At 55.2% G+C, this 14,603-nt stretch carries 18 protein-coding genes; 8 read left to right on the forward strand and 10 right to left on the reverse strand.

Translation table 11 applies throughout. The features are described from left to right. Positions 1 to 19: 19 nt before the first annotated feature. Complete coding sequence (locus tag ACP15U_RS20640) at positions 20 to 634, reverse strand: ribonuclease D (RefSeq protein WP_425046895.1); 615 nt, start codon at positions 632 to 634, stop codon at positions 20 to 22. Between the two features lie 180 nt (positions 635 to 814). On the opposite strand from ACP15U_RS20640, the gene ACP15U_RS20645 reads away from it, so the two are divergent. From ACP15U_RS20645 to ACP15U_RS20670, 6 genes are all read left to right on the forward strand, one after another. Further along, positions 815 to 2,311 (forward strand): flavin-containing monooxygenase, encoded by a 1,497-nt coding sequence (locus tag ACP15U_RS20645; RefSeq protein ID WP_425046896.1) that lies wholly within the window; start codon positions 815 to 817, stop codon positions 2,309 to 2,311. A 76-nt stretch (positions 2,312 to 2,387) separates the two neighbouring features. Continuing rightward, a complete protein-coding gene (locus ACP15U_RS20650) occupies positions 2,388 to 3,101 on the forward strand; it encodes a lytic transglycosylase domain-containing protein (protein ID WP_425046897.1) in 714 nt (237 codons plus the stop codon). Between the two features lie 72 nt (positions 3,102 to 3,173). Then, complete coding sequence (gene flhA / locus ACP15U_RS20655) at positions 3,174 to 5,201, forward strand: flagellar biosynthesis protein FlhA (RefSeq protein ID WP_425046912.1); 2,028 nt, start codon at positions 3,174 to 3,176, stop codon at positions 5,199 to 5,201. Then, positions 5,198 to 5,968 (forward strand): flagellar biosynthetic protein FliR, encoded by a 771-nt coding sequence (locus ACP15U_RS20660; RefSeq protein WP_425046898.1) that lies wholly within the window; start codon positions 5,198 to 5,200, stop codon positions 5,966 to 5,968. Before flhA ends, ACP15U_RS20660 begins: the two co-directional genes overlap by 4 nt. Then, positions 5,968 to 7,053, forward strand: a complete 1,086-nt coding sequence (locus ACP15U_RS20665; protein WP_425046899.1) for an EscU/YscU/HrcU family type III secretion system export apparatus switch protein — start codon at positions 5,968 to 5,970, stop codon at positions 7,051 to 7,053. Before ACP15U_RS20660 ends, ACP15U_RS20665 begins: the two co-directional genes overlap by 1 nt. Next, positions 7,050 to 7,448: a hypothetical protein gene (locus tag ACP15U_RS20670; RefSeq protein ID WP_425046900.1), complete on the forward strand. Its 399-nt coding sequence runs from the start codon at positions 7,050 to 7,052 to the stop codon at positions 7,446 to 7,448. Before ACP15U_RS20665 ends, ACP15U_RS20670 begins: the two co-directional genes overlap by 4 nt. A gap of 37 nt (positions 7,449 to 7,485) precedes the next feature. Here ACP15U_RS20670 and ACP15U_RS20675 read toward each other — a convergent pair whose 3' ends face one another. From ACP15U_RS20675 to ACP15U_RS20715, 9 genes are read right to left on the reverse strand one after another with little or no spacing between them, the layout of a single operon-like run. Further along, a complete protein-coding gene (locus ACP15U_RS20675; protein ID WP_425046901.1) occupies positions 7,486 to 8,004 on the reverse strand; it encodes a flagellar basal body-associated FliL family protein in 519 nt (172 codons plus the stop codon). 8 nt (positions 8,005 to 8,012) lie between these two features. Continuing rightward, positions 8,013 to 8,753, reverse strand: a complete 741-nt coding sequence (gene flgH / locus ACP15U_RS20680; RefSeq protein WP_425046902.1) for a flagellar basal body L-ring protein FlgH — start codon at positions 8,751 to 8,753, stop codon at positions 8,013 to 8,015. Further along, positions 8,753 to 9,169 carry a flagellar basal body P-ring formation chaperone FlgA gene (gene flgA / locus ACP15U_RS20685; protein ID WP_425046903.1) on the reverse strand — a complete coding sequence of 139 codons (417 nt, stop codon included), beginning with the start codon at positions 9,167 to 9,169 and terminating at the stop codon, positions 8,753 to 8,755. Before flgA ends, flgH begins: the two co-directional genes overlap by 1 nt. After that, positions 9,169 to 9,954, reverse strand: coding sequence for a flagellar basal-body rod protein FlgG (gene flgG / locus ACP15U_RS20690; protein WP_425046904.1), 786 nt, complete (start codon positions 9,952 to 9,954; stop codon positions 9,169 to 9,171). The genes flgA and flgG overlap by 1 nt, the downstream gene beginning before the upstream one ends. Positions 9,955 to 9,968: 14 nt before the next feature. Further along, entirely contained in the window at positions 9,969 to 10,682 is a 714-nt protein-coding gene (locus tag ACP15U_RS20695; RefSeq protein ID WP_425046905.1) for a flagellar hook-basal body complex protein, read from the reverse strand. Further along, positions 10,682 to 10,954 (reverse strand): flagellar biosynthetic protein FliQ, encoded by a 273-nt coding sequence (locus tag ACP15U_RS20700; protein ID WP_425046906.1) that lies wholly within the window; start codon positions 10,952 to 10,954, stop codon positions 10,682 to 10,684. The genes ACP15U_RS20695 and ACP15U_RS20700 overlap by 1 nt, the downstream gene beginning before the upstream one ends. Before the next feature lies 1 nt (position 10,955). Next, a complete protein-coding gene (fliE, locus tag ACP15U_RS20705) occupies positions 10,956 to 11,243 on the reverse strand; it encodes a flagellar hook-basal body complex protein FliE (RefSeq protein ID WP_425046907.1) in 288 nt (95 codons plus the stop codon). A gap of 22 nt (positions 11,244 to 11,265) precedes the next feature. Further along, positions 11,266 to 11,658 carry a flagellar basal body rod protein FlgC gene (gene flgC, locus ACP15U_RS20710; protein WP_425046908.1) on the reverse strand — a complete coding sequence of 131 codons (393 nt, stop codon included), beginning with the start codon at positions 11,656 to 11,658 and terminating at the stop codon, positions 11,266 to 11,268. A 14-nt stretch (positions 11,659 to 11,672) separates the two neighbouring features. Beyond that, positions 11,673 to 12,062, reverse strand: coding sequence for a FlgB family protein (locus tag ACP15U_RS20715; RefSeq protein ID WP_425046913.1), 390 nt, complete (start codon positions 12,060 to 12,062; stop codon positions 11,673 to 11,675). 87 nt (positions 12,063 to 12,149) lie between these two features. On the opposite strand from ACP15U_RS20715, the gene ACP15U_RS20720 reads away from it, so the two are divergent. Both ACP15U_RS20720 and ACP15U_RS20725 read left to right on the forward strand, forming a co-directional pair. Continuing rightward, positions 12,150 to 13,481, forward strand: a complete 1,332-nt coding sequence (locus ACP15U_RS20720; protein ID WP_425046909.1) for a FliI/YscN family ATPase — start codon at positions 12,150 to 12,152, stop codon at positions 13,479 to 13,481. A gap of 136 nt (positions 13,482 to 13,617) precedes the next feature. Then, positions 13,618 to 14,550, forward strand: a complete 933-nt coding sequence (locus ACP15U_RS20725; protein ID WP_425043710.1) for an IS5 family transposase — start codon at positions 13,618 to 13,620, stop codon at positions 14,548 to 14,550. Positions 14,551 to 14,603: the final 53 nt, after the last annotated feature.

Genomic DNA, 14,603 nt, shown 5'->3' on the forward strand with positions numbered 1-14,603 from the left:
ACCAGATCGGCCTCAGCGGTCAAGAATGCGCGAAAATGTCAGTCTCGGGCCAACCGGCCAGATCCAGCTTTGCACGCATCGGAAGGAAGTCGAAGCAGGCTTGGGCCATTTCAGTCCGGCCTTCTCGCGCAAGCCGAACATTCAGTGCCTCGCGCAGCCTGTGCAGATGGAGGACGTCCGAGGCGGCGTATTCCAACTGCGCCTCGGTAAGGGTTTCAGCACCCCAGTCGCTCATTTGCTGCTGTTTCGAGATATCGACCCCGATCAGTTCTTGCGTCAGATTCTTCAGTCCATGCCGATCAGTATAGGTTCGCACCAGTCGGCTTGCGATTTTTGTGCAGTATACCGGCGCCGCCAGAGTGCCAAAGGTGTGATACATTGCAGCGATGTCGAAACGACCGAAATGGAACAGTTTCAAAACGTCCGGATTCTCCAACATGGCGCACAGGTTGGGCGCGTCGGTTTGGTCTTTTGCAACCTGCACAATATGTGCGTTTCCGTCACCGCCGGACATCTGAATGACACACAAACGGTCGCGATGCGGATTCAGACCCATGGTCTCGCAATCAATGGCCACCACCGGCCCCAGATCCAGCCCATCGGGCAGGTCGTGTTTGTATAGGTGATTGGCCAAGTGATCGTCCTTTTCTGGGAAAGCCATTGAAATGATTTGTGCTGAGATATGAGGTTTGGCAGACAAACTCAACTCTTGCCCAGTAACCCGGCCTGCCGTCGTCTCTCACACCGCCACTCTGGTGGAAGTGTTTGACAGTCGTCGCCGGGGCGACAGATGCTCGTCACTGGAGGGACTGAAATGAAGCAGCCTGATCTGGATATGGTTATCGTAGGCGCTGGATTGTCCGGCATTGGTGCAGCGCATCACCTGCAGGAACAATTGCCCGACATGCGATTTGCCATTCTCGAGGCCAGCGAAGGGATAGGCGGCACCTGGAGGATCCACACCTATCCTGGTATCCGGTCTGACAGCGATCTCTACACGTTCGGCTTCCGCTTCAAACCTTGGACCGACAAGCCCATTGCAGAAGCTCACCTTATTTTGGAATACCTCAACGAGGTCGTCGACGAAGACGGGTTGCGGTCAAAGATCCGATTCCACCACCGGTTGGTCAATGCATCATGGTCAAATGAATTACAGGTTTGGCGCCTGCTGGTGCAAACCGATGCAGGTAGAGAGCCCAAAACAATCACCACGCGGTTTCTGTGGAATTGTCCGGGCTATTACAAGCAGGACAAAGGCTACACTCCGACATTCAAGGGACTCGAAGCCTTTCGCGGCCGGATCGTTCATCCCCAGAATTGGCCAAATGATCTGGACGTGGCCGACAAACGAGTTCTCGTCATCGGTTCCGGTGCCACAGCCGCGACACTGATCCCAAAGCTTGCCGAGACCGCCGCTCATGTCACCATGCTGCAGCGGTCCCCAACCTATTTCTGGTCGGCTCCGAACCGAAACCTGTTCGCAGACATCCTGCGCGGCCTGAAACTGCCAGACATGTGGGTTCACCAACTGGTGCGAAAGTTCAATCTAACGATCGCCCGCATGATTCAGGACAAGTCCCGCCATACACCCGAAAAAGTCCGGAAGCGTATCCTCGACGAAGCACGCGCCCGACTTCCTGAAGGGTTTGACGTGGAAACGCATTTCGGACCGAGCTACCGGCCCTGGCAGCAAAGACTGGCCTTTCTTCCCGAAGGCGACCTGTTTGCCTCTATCCGGGGTGGCAATGTCTCGATCGTCACCGACTGTACCGACCGATTTGTGGAATCCGGTGTTGTCACCGGCCAAGGTGACGTTCTGGAGGCCGATATCATCGTCACGGCCACGGGGTTCGACCTCAGCGTCATGGGCGGCATACATTTTGACATTGACGGCGCGCCCGTGGATTTTTCGAAAGCCACAGTGCATAGGGGGGTTATGCTCTCCGGAGTACCCAACTTTTTCTACGTTTTTGGCTATCTGAGAACCAGCTGGACCATGCGCGTGGATCTGGTTTCCGACTATGTGATTCGAATTTTGAGGCATGTGCGTTCCCACTCTTCGATTCAGGTGACACCTACATTTCGAACCACAGATGACGATATGCCCGGCCTGCCACTATTCTCCGAGGACGAGTTCAATCCGGGATACATTAAGCGCAGCGCCCATCTCCTTCCAAAGCAGGGTGACAGAGCACCTTGGACCTTTGAAGTCGACTATTACAAAGAGCGCAAGATCCTGCCCAGCGCAACGCTTGATGATGGTACTCTTGTACTCAGCCCCGCGCCCGAAACACAAAGGGCCGCAGAATAGGGTCCCGCATAACGTTTTGTAAATGGACCGCCCGTAGTTTCGTCGAGAACCGTGACGACTCTGGGGTGCTGGCAGAATGCCGCGAATTGGGATTATCTGCCGAAGGGCAATACTGACGCTGGCAATCTGCGCCGGATTGGGCTCCGCAATTCAAGGACATGCTTCGACTTCGGACGTCTGCGATCGCGCGGCTCAGGATGCGGCTGCCCGGTATGGGGTACCGCTGGACGTGCTGCGGGCAATCACCCGCACCGAAACCGGGCGCAACAAAGACGGTCGCCTTCAACCCTGGCCCTGGACAGTCAACATGGAGGGAACCGGGCGCTGGTTCGGAACAGAGGATGAGGCGCGTTCCTATGTGTTTCGCCACTACAAGCGCGGCGCACGGAGCTTTGATGTGGGTTGCTTCCAGATCAACTACAAATGGCACGGCTCAGCCTTCCGCTCGATCGAGGAAATGTTCGATCCCGCACAGAACGCCGACTATGCGGCAAGGTTCCTGAGTGATCTTCATAGAGAGCTCGGTGATTGGTCGTCTGCGGCGGGCGCCTACCATTCACGGACCAAGAAATACGCCGACCGATACGTTGCTAGATTTGATAGGATCCGCAGTCGATTGAATGACCTTCCCGCGCTACCAGCGCAGGAGTCTGACAGTCCCAGACACTCGCCCCAGCCCTTGCTGGTCGCGCGTGCACCTCTGTTCTCCAATACAGGATCGAGCGCGTCGTTGGGTTCCCTTGTCCCGATGGACAGCTCACCCGGCAATTCGCTCATCGCTTTGAATTGAGGGAACCGAACCGTGCCGAAATTGTCAGCAGAGAGCCTGTTCAGCCCAACTGTTCTTTTGGCTCTGGCGCTTATGGCGATCATTGTCATGATGATTCTGCCCATGCCGGCCTGGGTTCTTGACGTCGGGCTGGCTACATCCTTTGCGCTGGCGATCCTAATCTTTACGATCACGCTCTTTATCGAACGGCCACTGGATTTCTCGTCCTTTCCAACCATCCTGCTTGCCTCGTTGATGCTCCGGCTGTCGCTGAACGTCTCCTCCACCAAGCTCATAATTGGACAAGGCCATTCCGGAACAGATGCCGCGGGTAACGTAATTGAGGGATTTGCCCAGTTCATTATGGGTGGATCAGTGTTCCTCGGTCTCGTGGTTTTTGGCGTGTTGCTCATCGTGAATTTCATGGTGATCACCAAAGGCGCCGCGCGTATGGCCGAAGTGGGAGCACGTTTCGCTCTCGATGGAATGCCGGGCAAACAACTTGCCATCGACAGCGACATGTCGGCCGGCGCCATCGACCATGATCAGGCCAAAGAAAGAAGAGAAACGGAGCAGCTGGAAACCACATTCTTCGGATCCCTCGACGGAGCATCAAAATTCGTAAAAGGCGACGCCGTTGCCGGATTGCTCATCACATTGCTGAATCTGGTGATGGGGTTGGTTATGGGGATCTTCGTTCAGGGTATGCCTGCCGCATCAGCTTTCGAAACCTATGCAATCTTAACCGTGGGCGACGGACTCGTTTCTCAATTTCCTGCAGTCATCATATCGATCGCTTCGGCACTGCTTCTGGCGCGCGGCGGGGCCGCTGGATCGACCGACAATGCCCTATTCGATCAACTTGGGAAACACCCTGCTGCCTTGGGAACAGTTGCCGTTCTAATGGTGCTCTTTGCACTGGTACCGGGCTTGCCCTTCCTGCCCTTCATGTTTGGGGGCGGCGTTCTGGGCACAGCAGCATATTTTCTTAGCCGGCGGAAAAAAGCCCCAACAACTGACGTTTCGGAAATTGGCGACGATCCAGCGCTTCCAGTGTCACAACCACTCGGGGATATTCTTGATCTCGACGATCTTCACATTCAGTTCGCACCGGATCTGGTAAACATGGTCCTCGATCCTGGCACCGGACTGGATGCACGGATCAACAACATGCGAACACATGTCGCTTCGGTTTATGGGGTCATCCTCCCAGAGATCCGCCTGACCGATGAACCTGCACTTGAACGCGGATGCTATGTGATCAAGGTTCAGGGCGTTGAACACACTCGAGGTACGCTCCACCCGGATCTTGTGCTGGCGTTGATGCAGGACGATCAGGTAACACTGCCTGACGGAACGGATGTCACCGAACCGGTCTATGGGGCACCCGCACGATGGATATCTCCGCGAGATCAGGAAACGGCCGCGCTGATTGGGGCAACGATCGTGACGCCGCCAGAAATACTGGCAACCCACCTGCTAGAGACTGTGAAGCAGAATTTCGCGCGGTTGCTGACATTGAAATCCCTGCGCAAGCTGCTGACAGAACTTACCCAGCTGAGCGACCCGGCCCGATCCGAGGCGAACCGGAAACTACTCGACGAACTTATTCCCGACCGAGTACCGACCGATACACTTCATGCCGTTCTCAGATTGTTGCTGGACGAACGAGTTTCCATCCGCAACCTACCGCTGATCCTTGAAGCGATCGGTGAGGCCAGGCTCCTTTCAACACAACCGGCCCTCATCTGCGAACATGTCCGACAGCGACTTGGATTTCAGCTTGTTTCGGAATTAAAGAGGGAAGACGGCACCATCCCACTCGTGCAGCTCGCGCCCGAATGGGAGGATATGTTTGCCGCCCATCAGATTGAAACCTCCAGCGCCGGGCCCGACATTGCGCTTCCCCCCGACCTTTTTAACAGGCTGGCCGATGGAGTGACAGAACGCCTGAGAGAAACTGCCGATCTCGGACTTCATCCTGCGGTCGTCACGTCCTCTTTACGCCGCCGTTTTTTACGCACGATCCTGCAGTCGCGGGGGTTATCCAACCCGGTTCTATCCTTCGAGGAAATCGGGCTAGACGCGCGCCCCTCACTGGTCGGAATGGTGGCAGCGTGATCACAACACAGGCCGATCTCCTGGATCTTCTTTCCACTGGCTTATGGCATGGTGGAATGGTCTTTTTTCGCGTGGCGGCGATGGTTTCGCTCTTGCCCGCCTTTGGGGAACGGACAGTTCCTGTCAGAGTAAAGCTTGTCACCGCCATTGCTTTCACCGCCATTGTCGCACCGGCGGTGCGCACACCAGAACACCCCGAGAGCTTTCCGGCATTTGCAAGCTCGATTGCTGTAGAAACGCTGATCGGGGCAGCATTAGGCATGGGGCTTCGGCTATTTGTTCTTGCCCTGCACACTGCTGGTTCCATTGCCGCGCAAGCCACCTCGCTGTCCCAAATTCTAGGCGGTGCAGCGGCAGAGCCGACACCGGCCATGGGTTACATACTCGTGGTATCCGGCCTGGCGCTCGCAGTTGTCGCCGGGTTACATATCAGAGCAGCGGAACTTATGATCTATTCCTATGACTTGTTCAAACCGGGACGAATTCCAGACCCGGCCGCCCTTGCGCAATGGGGCGTAATGCGGATCTCAAGGATGTTCTCGCTGTCCTTCACAGTCGCCGCACCGTTCGTGATCGCATCGCTTGTCTATAACTTGACACTAGGCGCAATCAACCGAGCCATGCCTCAGCTGATGGTTGCCTTTGTCGGGGCTCCCGTTATCACTTTCGGGGGTCTGGCGTTACTCCTCGTCGGAGCGCCGATTATTCTGGGAGTTTGGATCGATGCGCTCGAACTCTTTCTACTAGATCCCTCAGGAACAGATTGATGAGCGGCAGTGACGACACTGACAAGTCGTTTGATCCGACACCACAAAAACTCCTCAAGGCGCGAAAGAAGGGTGAGATTGCGCGATCTGCCGATCTTTCTGTCGCGGCGGCCTATGCCGGGCTTCTGTTGGCGGCCGCTGTATTTGGTGCGGAATCCATCAGGCAACTCGGAACGGCGCTGGCAACAATCCTTGATCAGGCGGATGCACTCTCCTCACTTGCGTTTGAGGGACAACCACAAGCTCTAGCCGGCGGCATTGCCATAACGATACTACAGGGTTCCGCTCCCTGGTTCGGCCTTCCTGCCGTACTTGTTATTCTATCAATCCTCGCGCAACGTGCCTTCGTAGTTGTCCCAAGCCGGGTGAAGCCAAAGGTTTCAAGAATTTCGCCCGTTTCCAATGCCAAAAACAAGTTTGGCCGATCGGGCCTGTTCGAGTTCAGCAAAAGTTTCTTCAAGCTCATCCTCTACTCGGTCTGTCTCGGACTCTTTTTGCGCGCGAAGTTGCCAGAAATCCTGATAGCTACGGACACTCAAAGTGGACTGGTCGTCGTTCTCCTAGGCCAGCTGTTCATCCAGTTTCTGTCGCTGGTCCTTCTCGTGTCCCTCGGTTTGGGCGTTGTGGATGCCGTGTGGCAGCACCACGAACATATCCGAAAAAACAGGATGTCGCGCAAAGAGATCACCGACGAAACAAAAGACGCCGAAGGCGATCCACACATGAAGCAGCACAGGCGGCAGAAAGGTCAGGAAATCGCGATGAAGCAAATGATGGGTGAAGTGCCCAATGCAGACGTCGTCATTGTGAATCCGACGCACTTTGCCGTGGCGTTGTACTGGGACCGGTTACCCGGCTCCGCGCCCAAATGTGTGGCGAAGGGAGTAGATGAGATCGCAGCGACGATACGCGAAACGGCTCAAGCGGCCGGAATTCCGATCCATAGCGATCCACCCACAGCGCGCTCAATTCATGCCACAACCGATCTGGGAAGCGAGATTTCAGAAGAGCATTATCAGGCAGTCGCAGCCGCCATACGATTTGCCGATCAGATGCGTCTCAAAGCAAAGGGAAAAGTGACGTGAATAATGGCAAGTTAAAGCAACTGGCTCAAGTGACTCATGCTCTGTATCTTCAAGAAAAGAACACCACGAAACCAGTATTAGCAAAGGCAGCCAAGATCCGCGGCCACCTTTCTCATCTCGATCAACTCGAGAAGAACGCGGCGCCGCAGCTGGGTGACATTCGGATGCGAGCGGTTGGCGCGGATATGGTCTGGCGCGCCTGGGAAGGGAAGACGCGCAGGCAGCTCAACGTGGAAATGGCCCAAGCCCATGCGCACACCTTGATTGCGATGACCTCACTCCGAGCGGCTTTTGGTCGTGACCAAGCCATTCAGATGACGTTGAAAGCGCATTCCAGCAAACAGAAACAGCGCATCGCCAAGGCCGCCCTCCAGAACCTGGTCACTGACGGTTGATTTCTCCGGAAATGCCTTCTGCGGTAGCAGGAGGAGTTCAACTCTCCTGCCTGTTTATGTCTACAATCAAAACTTGCGCAGTTTCCGAATCCAACTCGTTGCGCGCCACTTCCGTCAATGCGTGCTTCAGCGGGTCCAGCGCGATGGATTGAGTGAATACCCCACGAAATCCCCCAGAATTGGCGTGGTCAAAGAGCACCCTGAGAAAAGAGTCTCTCAACTTGGGTTCTCGGCCATACACCTTATCTGAATCTCCGGGCTTCGTTTCGAGACCAAGAGAAACCGTGACAAAGGCGGTAACTTCGTTCTCGTCAATCAAAGGAATAACGAAAGGCCTTTCGAGTTTCACATACTCTCTGTCTGTGTTGCTTTTTCCCGACTTTTTCGAAGGCAAAGAGTCTTTGCCATTTCGTTCTTCGGATAGAGTTTTCTCGTCGATACCCCGCGAAACCGACAAACCGGTCTCCTTCGGGGAAGGCAGAACGAACAGGCCGACGGCCAAACCGCCTGCTGTTCCGGTAATCAAAAAAGCAATCGGAAGGATCTTGCTAAGCATGGCAACTCTCAGAACGGCAAAACCATGTCCAGAACCTGCTGACCGTAGCGCGGTTGCTGAACATCAGTGATTTGACCCCGTCCACCATAGGAAACCCGGGCTGAAGCAATTTTGTCATAGGTAATTTCATTCTGGCGAGAGATATCCTCGGGACGAACGAAGCCCGAAACAAGAAGTTCGCGCAGCTCGAAATTGACCCTTAGTTCTTGAGAACCGTTGATAGACAAGACCCCATTGGGCAGCACGTCAACCACGGTCGCCGCAACTCTCAGGGTCAGTTTCTCCTTTCGTTTGACAGAACCCTTTCCTTTGCTCTCACTGTCCGAGTCTATCTCGACTGCATCGGCCAGGCTTGCCCCTGCCGGCAGCTTTTGATCGACCCTTTGGGGCAAGCCAAACAGGTTGGGTACTCCCATACTCTCCGATCCGGATCTTTGACGGCTTGTATCGTTCGAGATCTCGGCCTTTTCATCAATTTCGATGACAACAGTAAGAATGTCGCCCTTCTTCATCGCCCTTTGGTCACCAAGCAAAGATGACTGCCCGCCGCTCCAGAGCGAGGATTGGTCCACCACTCTGTGAGGCTGGGTATGTTGTGGAAGGCCAGGCCAGAGCATCGCGACGTGTTCCGCTGACTCCGTATTGTCGGTGAAAGATGGGGCTTTACCCAAATGATCTACACGCCCGCACCCGGCGATCCCCAGCCCGAACAAAAAAAGTGCCAATTGGGTCAAATTCGAATGCTTCATCATTCTACCTCTACTGAGCCATCAAGACGGATGCGCCCGACAACGGTGGTTCGGGAGGAAAGGTTCATCACACGCACGGTCTCTCCTTCTGCTCCCCGTCCGAGCGCGCGTCCTTCGGTAACGATACGCAACCCGCTATTCAGGAAAATCAGGGGGACGATGTCATTTCGATCAACAACAGCCGGCGCACCAAAATCCCCCCGCCGGATTGGGCGCCCTGGATAAAGCGATGCTCTTGCCTCCTGTCCAATAACGGTATCCAAGTCCGAAATTGCTCCGGGAACCTTTTCATCTTTGGTTGTCACATCGCCCGCCCCGATGACCTCCTTGGCACGGATCGTCCGGGTCGGCACCACTATGTCGGCCATGGCCGTAGTCGCGAACAGCAAACAGCTGCATTTGAAAATCCACCTCATCAACGCACCTGTGTAGTTGCGCCCATCATCTGGTCGACGGCTGAAATTACTTTGGCATTCATTTCATAGCCGCGTTGAGCTTCGATTAGTTCCGTCACTTCGCGTACGGCATCGACTGAACTGTCTTCCAGGTATCCCTGACGCACGATGCCCAACCCTTCTTCTCCAGGGGTGGCAAGTGTTGGGGGGCCTGAAGCTTCGGTTTCACCAAACAAGTTGCCGCCCAAGGCCTCCAACCCTTTGGCATTGGCAAAACTGGCCAGATGAAATTGCCCCAGTAACTGCCCTTCCGTGGAGTCTCGAAAGTAAGCGTAAACTTCGCCCTCTGCGTTGATGGAAACACTGTTGGCATCGTCGGGGATAACGATTTCCGGAGAAACTGGAAATCCATCGGAGGTAATGATCATCCCTTCAGCGGAGCGCTTTAAGCCACCATCCCGAGTATATGCGGTTTGGCCAGATGGCAGGTTGATTTCAAGGTAGCCACGCCCCTCCACGGCGAGGTCAAGATCGTTCCCGGTTGCCGACAATGATCCTTGGGCGAGGTGGACGGTGACTGCGGAAGGACGAACTCCAAGCCCAATCTGCACCCCGGTCGGCAATACTGTTCCATCCGACGCATTGACCGATCCCGCGCGGGATATCTGTTGGTAGTGAAGGTCGGCAAACTCGGCCCGCCGGGCGTTGTAGCCAGTTGTGTTCATGTTGGCGAGATTGTTTGAAATGGTCTCTACCCGCATCTGCTGGGCGCTCATTCCGGTGGCGGCAATCTTAAGGGCGCGCATTTGTTTCTCCTTCGTTAGCGAACCAGCGTTTTTACAGCGTTCCGGATGCGTTCATCTTCGGACTTCAGAAAGCTCTGACCCATCTCATAAGCTCGCTGAACTTCGACAAGGCGCACCATCTGTGCCATGGGATTGACATTCGACCCCTCAAGAAACCCCTGTAGCACTGTGCCGGTATCGATGGTTTCAACCTCACCCTCGGCTTGGAACAGAACGCCGCCTTCGCGCACCACACGGGCTGGTTCCGTTGGTAGGAACAGGCCAATCTGCGAAATGGACCGCCCATCCGCACTCAAGGTACCGTCAGGCGCGATGAAGATATTGGCGACATCAGGTGGGACAAAAATGCGAGCGCCTCCTGCATCAAGAACGGGATGACCGTCCATGTTCACAAGATCCCCGTCTGAGTTGGGCGAAAAGCTTCCTGCCCGCGTCAACCGAGGTCCCCGATCGGTGTCGACCATGAAGTACCCGTCCCCTTCGATGGCGAGATCGAAGACTCCGTTTGTTTGGGTCAACTGCCCTTGCGCAGACGACGTATTTCGAACATCCGCCCGGGTCATCGAAAGCGACGAGTGATCTGGAGCGGACTTGACGAATTCGGAAAAGACCAGCCCTTCGGCCCGATATCCTGTGGTCGAAGCATTTGCTACGTTGTTGGCTACCACACGGATTTCTTTCAACAATGCAGACTGCCGTGAGAGGGTGGTATAGGTGCTTGCTTCCATCAGGAACCTCCGGCAATCAGTGGGAGAATCTGGCCATCAAAGAAGGCCACCAAAGTGTGCGTCATGAAATTCATGGTCATCCAAAACACAACAACGATGGCTGCCAGTTTGGGAACAAAGGTCAGGGTCATCTCTTGTATGGATGTCAGTGCCTGAAACAAACCAATGACCAGCCCTGTGACCAATGCGACCGTTAGAATCGGCAGTGATATTAAGGTGGCCGTCCCCAGACCTTGGCGTAGCGTGTCGAAAAATAGGCCGTCTGTCAGCATATCAGACAGGCATCCGCAGAATTTCCTGGTAGGCTTCCACGACCTTGTTGCGAACGGTTACGGCCGTTTCCACTGCGAGTTCAGTTTGCGCCAGTGCCTGCACAAGGCTATGCGGATCCGCTTTCCCGGACATTGCAGCCAAAGCGGTCTGTTCGCCCATCTCCATCGTGTGGGCAAAGTCCCTGAAAGTGGCTTTCAACCCTTGCGAAGTACTTTCATTCGGGTCCGCCTCGGTTGCCGGTCGGGACGCCTTGTATGCCTGAACTGCTGCTGTGCTGTGTACATCCATTCTGGATCTCCTTGTTGTCGGATTACTTACGCAAGAGATCCATCAGGGAGGACGACATCTGCCGGACCTGATCGAACATCTTGAGGTTTGCTTCGTAGCTGCGTTGCGCCTCGCGAGCGTCGGCGATCTCGATCAGAAGACTGACATTTGATCCTTCGTAGTGACCGGAGCTATCAGCCAGTGGGTGTTGAGGATCAAAAACTTTTTGCGGTTCTTTCCGGTCTAAGCGCACCTTTCCGGCCTGTACCAATTGAAGGTCCTCTCCGAAGGGCCGGACGCTGTCGAATGGTATCAACTTGCGCCGATACCCCGGTGTATCCGCATTTGAGATGTTTTCGGATACGTGGCGCAATCGGGTGGCTTGTGCCCTGAGACCACTGGCTGAAACGGTAAGGGATTTCGAAAACTCGCTCATGGTATCAATCCCACTCAGAACCGCCCGAGGCTGGTTCGCAAAATGTTCAGGGAGGACTTGTATATCGCAAGTGCCCGATCATGCTGGCGACGTGTTTCCACTGCCTTGAGCATTTCATTTTCGACCGAAACGGAATTGTTGTTGGGATTGATCTGATCACCCGTCACGAACTCGCGCCAGGCGGATCGATCGGAGCGAAAACCGCTTACGTGTCCGGGTCGGCTAGCTCTCATATCGGTACGAACATCATCGTACGAAACTACAGATGAAAAGGCTGCAATATCGCGAGCCCTATAACCGGGAGTATCGGCGTTCGCGATGTTCTGAGAAATCACGGCCTGACGCTTCCCGGCATGGGTCGCCATTGCGTACGCTGTCTTAAAGACTTTCAAATCATTCAGCACCGGGGTTCTCCCTCGATCGGCATAAATCAAGGCTTAACTCCGATTCGTTTAAAAATGGTTCTTGAGAACGATTGGGGAACGTCAGATATGAATTTCGTTGAATCCTTGAAATCTGAAATCAAAAACATGCGACTTGCCAGACCAATGGGGCGTGTCATTGGGTTCGGCAATGGGCTTGTTCAGATCGCCGGCCTCGCCCGAGATGCGAAACTTGCAGACTCTCTCGTTCTGCAACGCACATCCGGACTGTCGTTAACCGGCGAGGTACTTGGGATCGAAGGCGAGATCGTTCACATGATCCCCGAAACCGAACCCTATGGTGTATCTACCGGAACCCCGGTCACCCTGAGATCGGCAGCAACCTTCTCACCGGGAGATCACTGGATCGGCCGTGTGATTGATCCATTCGGACAGCCGATGGACGGTAAACCACTTATGGCAGGAGATGACCCGCGCGATCTATTGGCCAGCGCCCCGGACGCAGGGAAACGCCGTCCTATGGGTGAACGAATTCCCACCGGGCTCGCGGTTCTGGATACGGTTTTGCCAATCGCCTGCGGTCAGCGTGTCGGTCTGTTTGCCGGGTCCGGTGTCGGTAAGTCCAGTCTGCTGGCCGAGCTGACACAAACTATGGCCGCCGATGTTGTTGTCATTGCATTGATCGGCGAACGCGGACGAGAGGTATCAGATTTCGTGTCTCGCACTCTTGGTCCTGAGGGAATGGCAAGAAGCGTCGTTGTTGCAGCAACGTCAGACAAGTCAGCACTGACCCGACGGCGTTGTGCGTGGTCAGCCATGACGGTAGCCGAGTATTTCCGGGATCAGGGCTGCTCGGTATTGTTCTTGGCAGATTCAATCACCCGCTTCGCTGAGGCACACCGCGAAATCAGTCTGATCGCAGGTGAAAAACCCGCCTTGCGTGGATTCCCTCCCTCGGTGTCGACCCTGATTACAGCCTTGTCTGAGCGCGCCGGCCCGGGCGCCCAAGAGCAGGGTGACATCACTGCTGTCTTTAGCGTTCTGGTCGCCGGATCGGACATGGAGGAGCCAATAGCCGACATTATGCGGGGCGTCTTGGATGGTCATTTTGTGCTGAGCCGGGATATTGCGGAAAGAGGGAGATATCCCGCCATCGATGTGGGCAAGTCCGTTTCAAGATGCCTTCCTGATGCGGCGAGTGAAGAAGAGAACAGGTTGATTGCACAGTTGAGACAGTTGATCGGCGCATATGAACAATCTGAGGTTATGATCAAGGCAGGGCTATACTCTTCGGGAAGCGATCCGCTTCTCGATCAAGCCGTGCATATCTGGCCGGAAATCGAGGAATTCTGCGCACGTAGAGAACCAGAGGGGCAGCGTGCAAGTTTTGACAGGCTGTCCCTTCTTTTGCGGCGCGCGCGAGCTGGGAGGCCAGCCTAAGTCAGGTTGCATTCATCCATCTAATAAAAACTCAAAAGTGCAGCAACACGTTCAATGGACGGCGCATTCAATGGGCTTTGTTGCACAAATCGGTTGAGGGATTCACTGTGTGAATCCAGCGTGATAGCTGTGCGTCATGAGCAGTTGGGCCCCCACGAAATACAAGACCAGGAATTGGTCATCTTACAATGAGGCGTTGAGACGGCGCGGGTCGCTGTCGATTTGGTTTGACCCTGATATGGTCTGGGTTCCGCCACCGAGCGGCAAGCGCGGTCGGCGACACAGCTTTAGTGATGCTGCGATCCAAACCTGCCTGACGATCAAGGTGCTGTTTGGCCTTCCGCTCCGACAGACGACAGGCTTTGTGGAAAGCTTGTTGCAGTTGGTCGGGCTGGACTGGGCAGTTCCCGATTTCAGCACGCTGTGCCGCCGCCAGAGGACGCTGAACGTGGACCTGTCGTATCGTGGCAGTACCGGCCCGCTGAACCTTCTGGTTGATAGCACAGGCATCAAAGCTGAAGGTGAAGGCGAATGGAACGCACGCAAGCATGGCGGTCCCAAACGACGCATTTGGCGCAAGATACACATAGGGATCGACGAGGAAACGTTGGAGGTTCGAGCGGTCGAGGTTACCAGCAGCAACATCGGTGACGCGCCCATGTTGCCTGAGTTGCTGAACCAGATCCCCAACGACCAGGACATCGGATCAGTAACCGGCGACGGGGCCTATGATACGCGCAAATGCCATGACGCGATTGCCGCCCGGAATGCCCACGCTGTCATTCCGCCGCGTAAGAACGCCAAGCCGTGGAAACCCAGCAGCGCCGGAGCCATCGCCCGGAACGAAGCGGTTAACGCCTCACGATACTTGGGCCGCGCCATTTGGCGACAATGGAGCGGATACCACCGAAGAAGCCGTGTCGAGACCAAGATGCACTGTGTGAAGCTGATGGGGCAAAGTCTCATGGCGAGAGACTTTGATCGGCAGGTCGCAGAGATCCAAATCCGTGTCGCAGTCCTCAACCGCTATACCGCTCTTGGCATTCCCGTCACAGAAGCCGTAGGCTAAATCCGTCCGGGGAAAGGGGAAGTCCCATCCTCACAGGATTTGTGCAACAAAGC

The organism is Primorskyibacter sp. S87 (assembly GCF_049801055.1).
Classification (GTDB): Bacteria; Pseudomonadota; Alphaproteobacteria; order Rhodobacterales; family Rhodobacteraceae; genus JBNAGF01.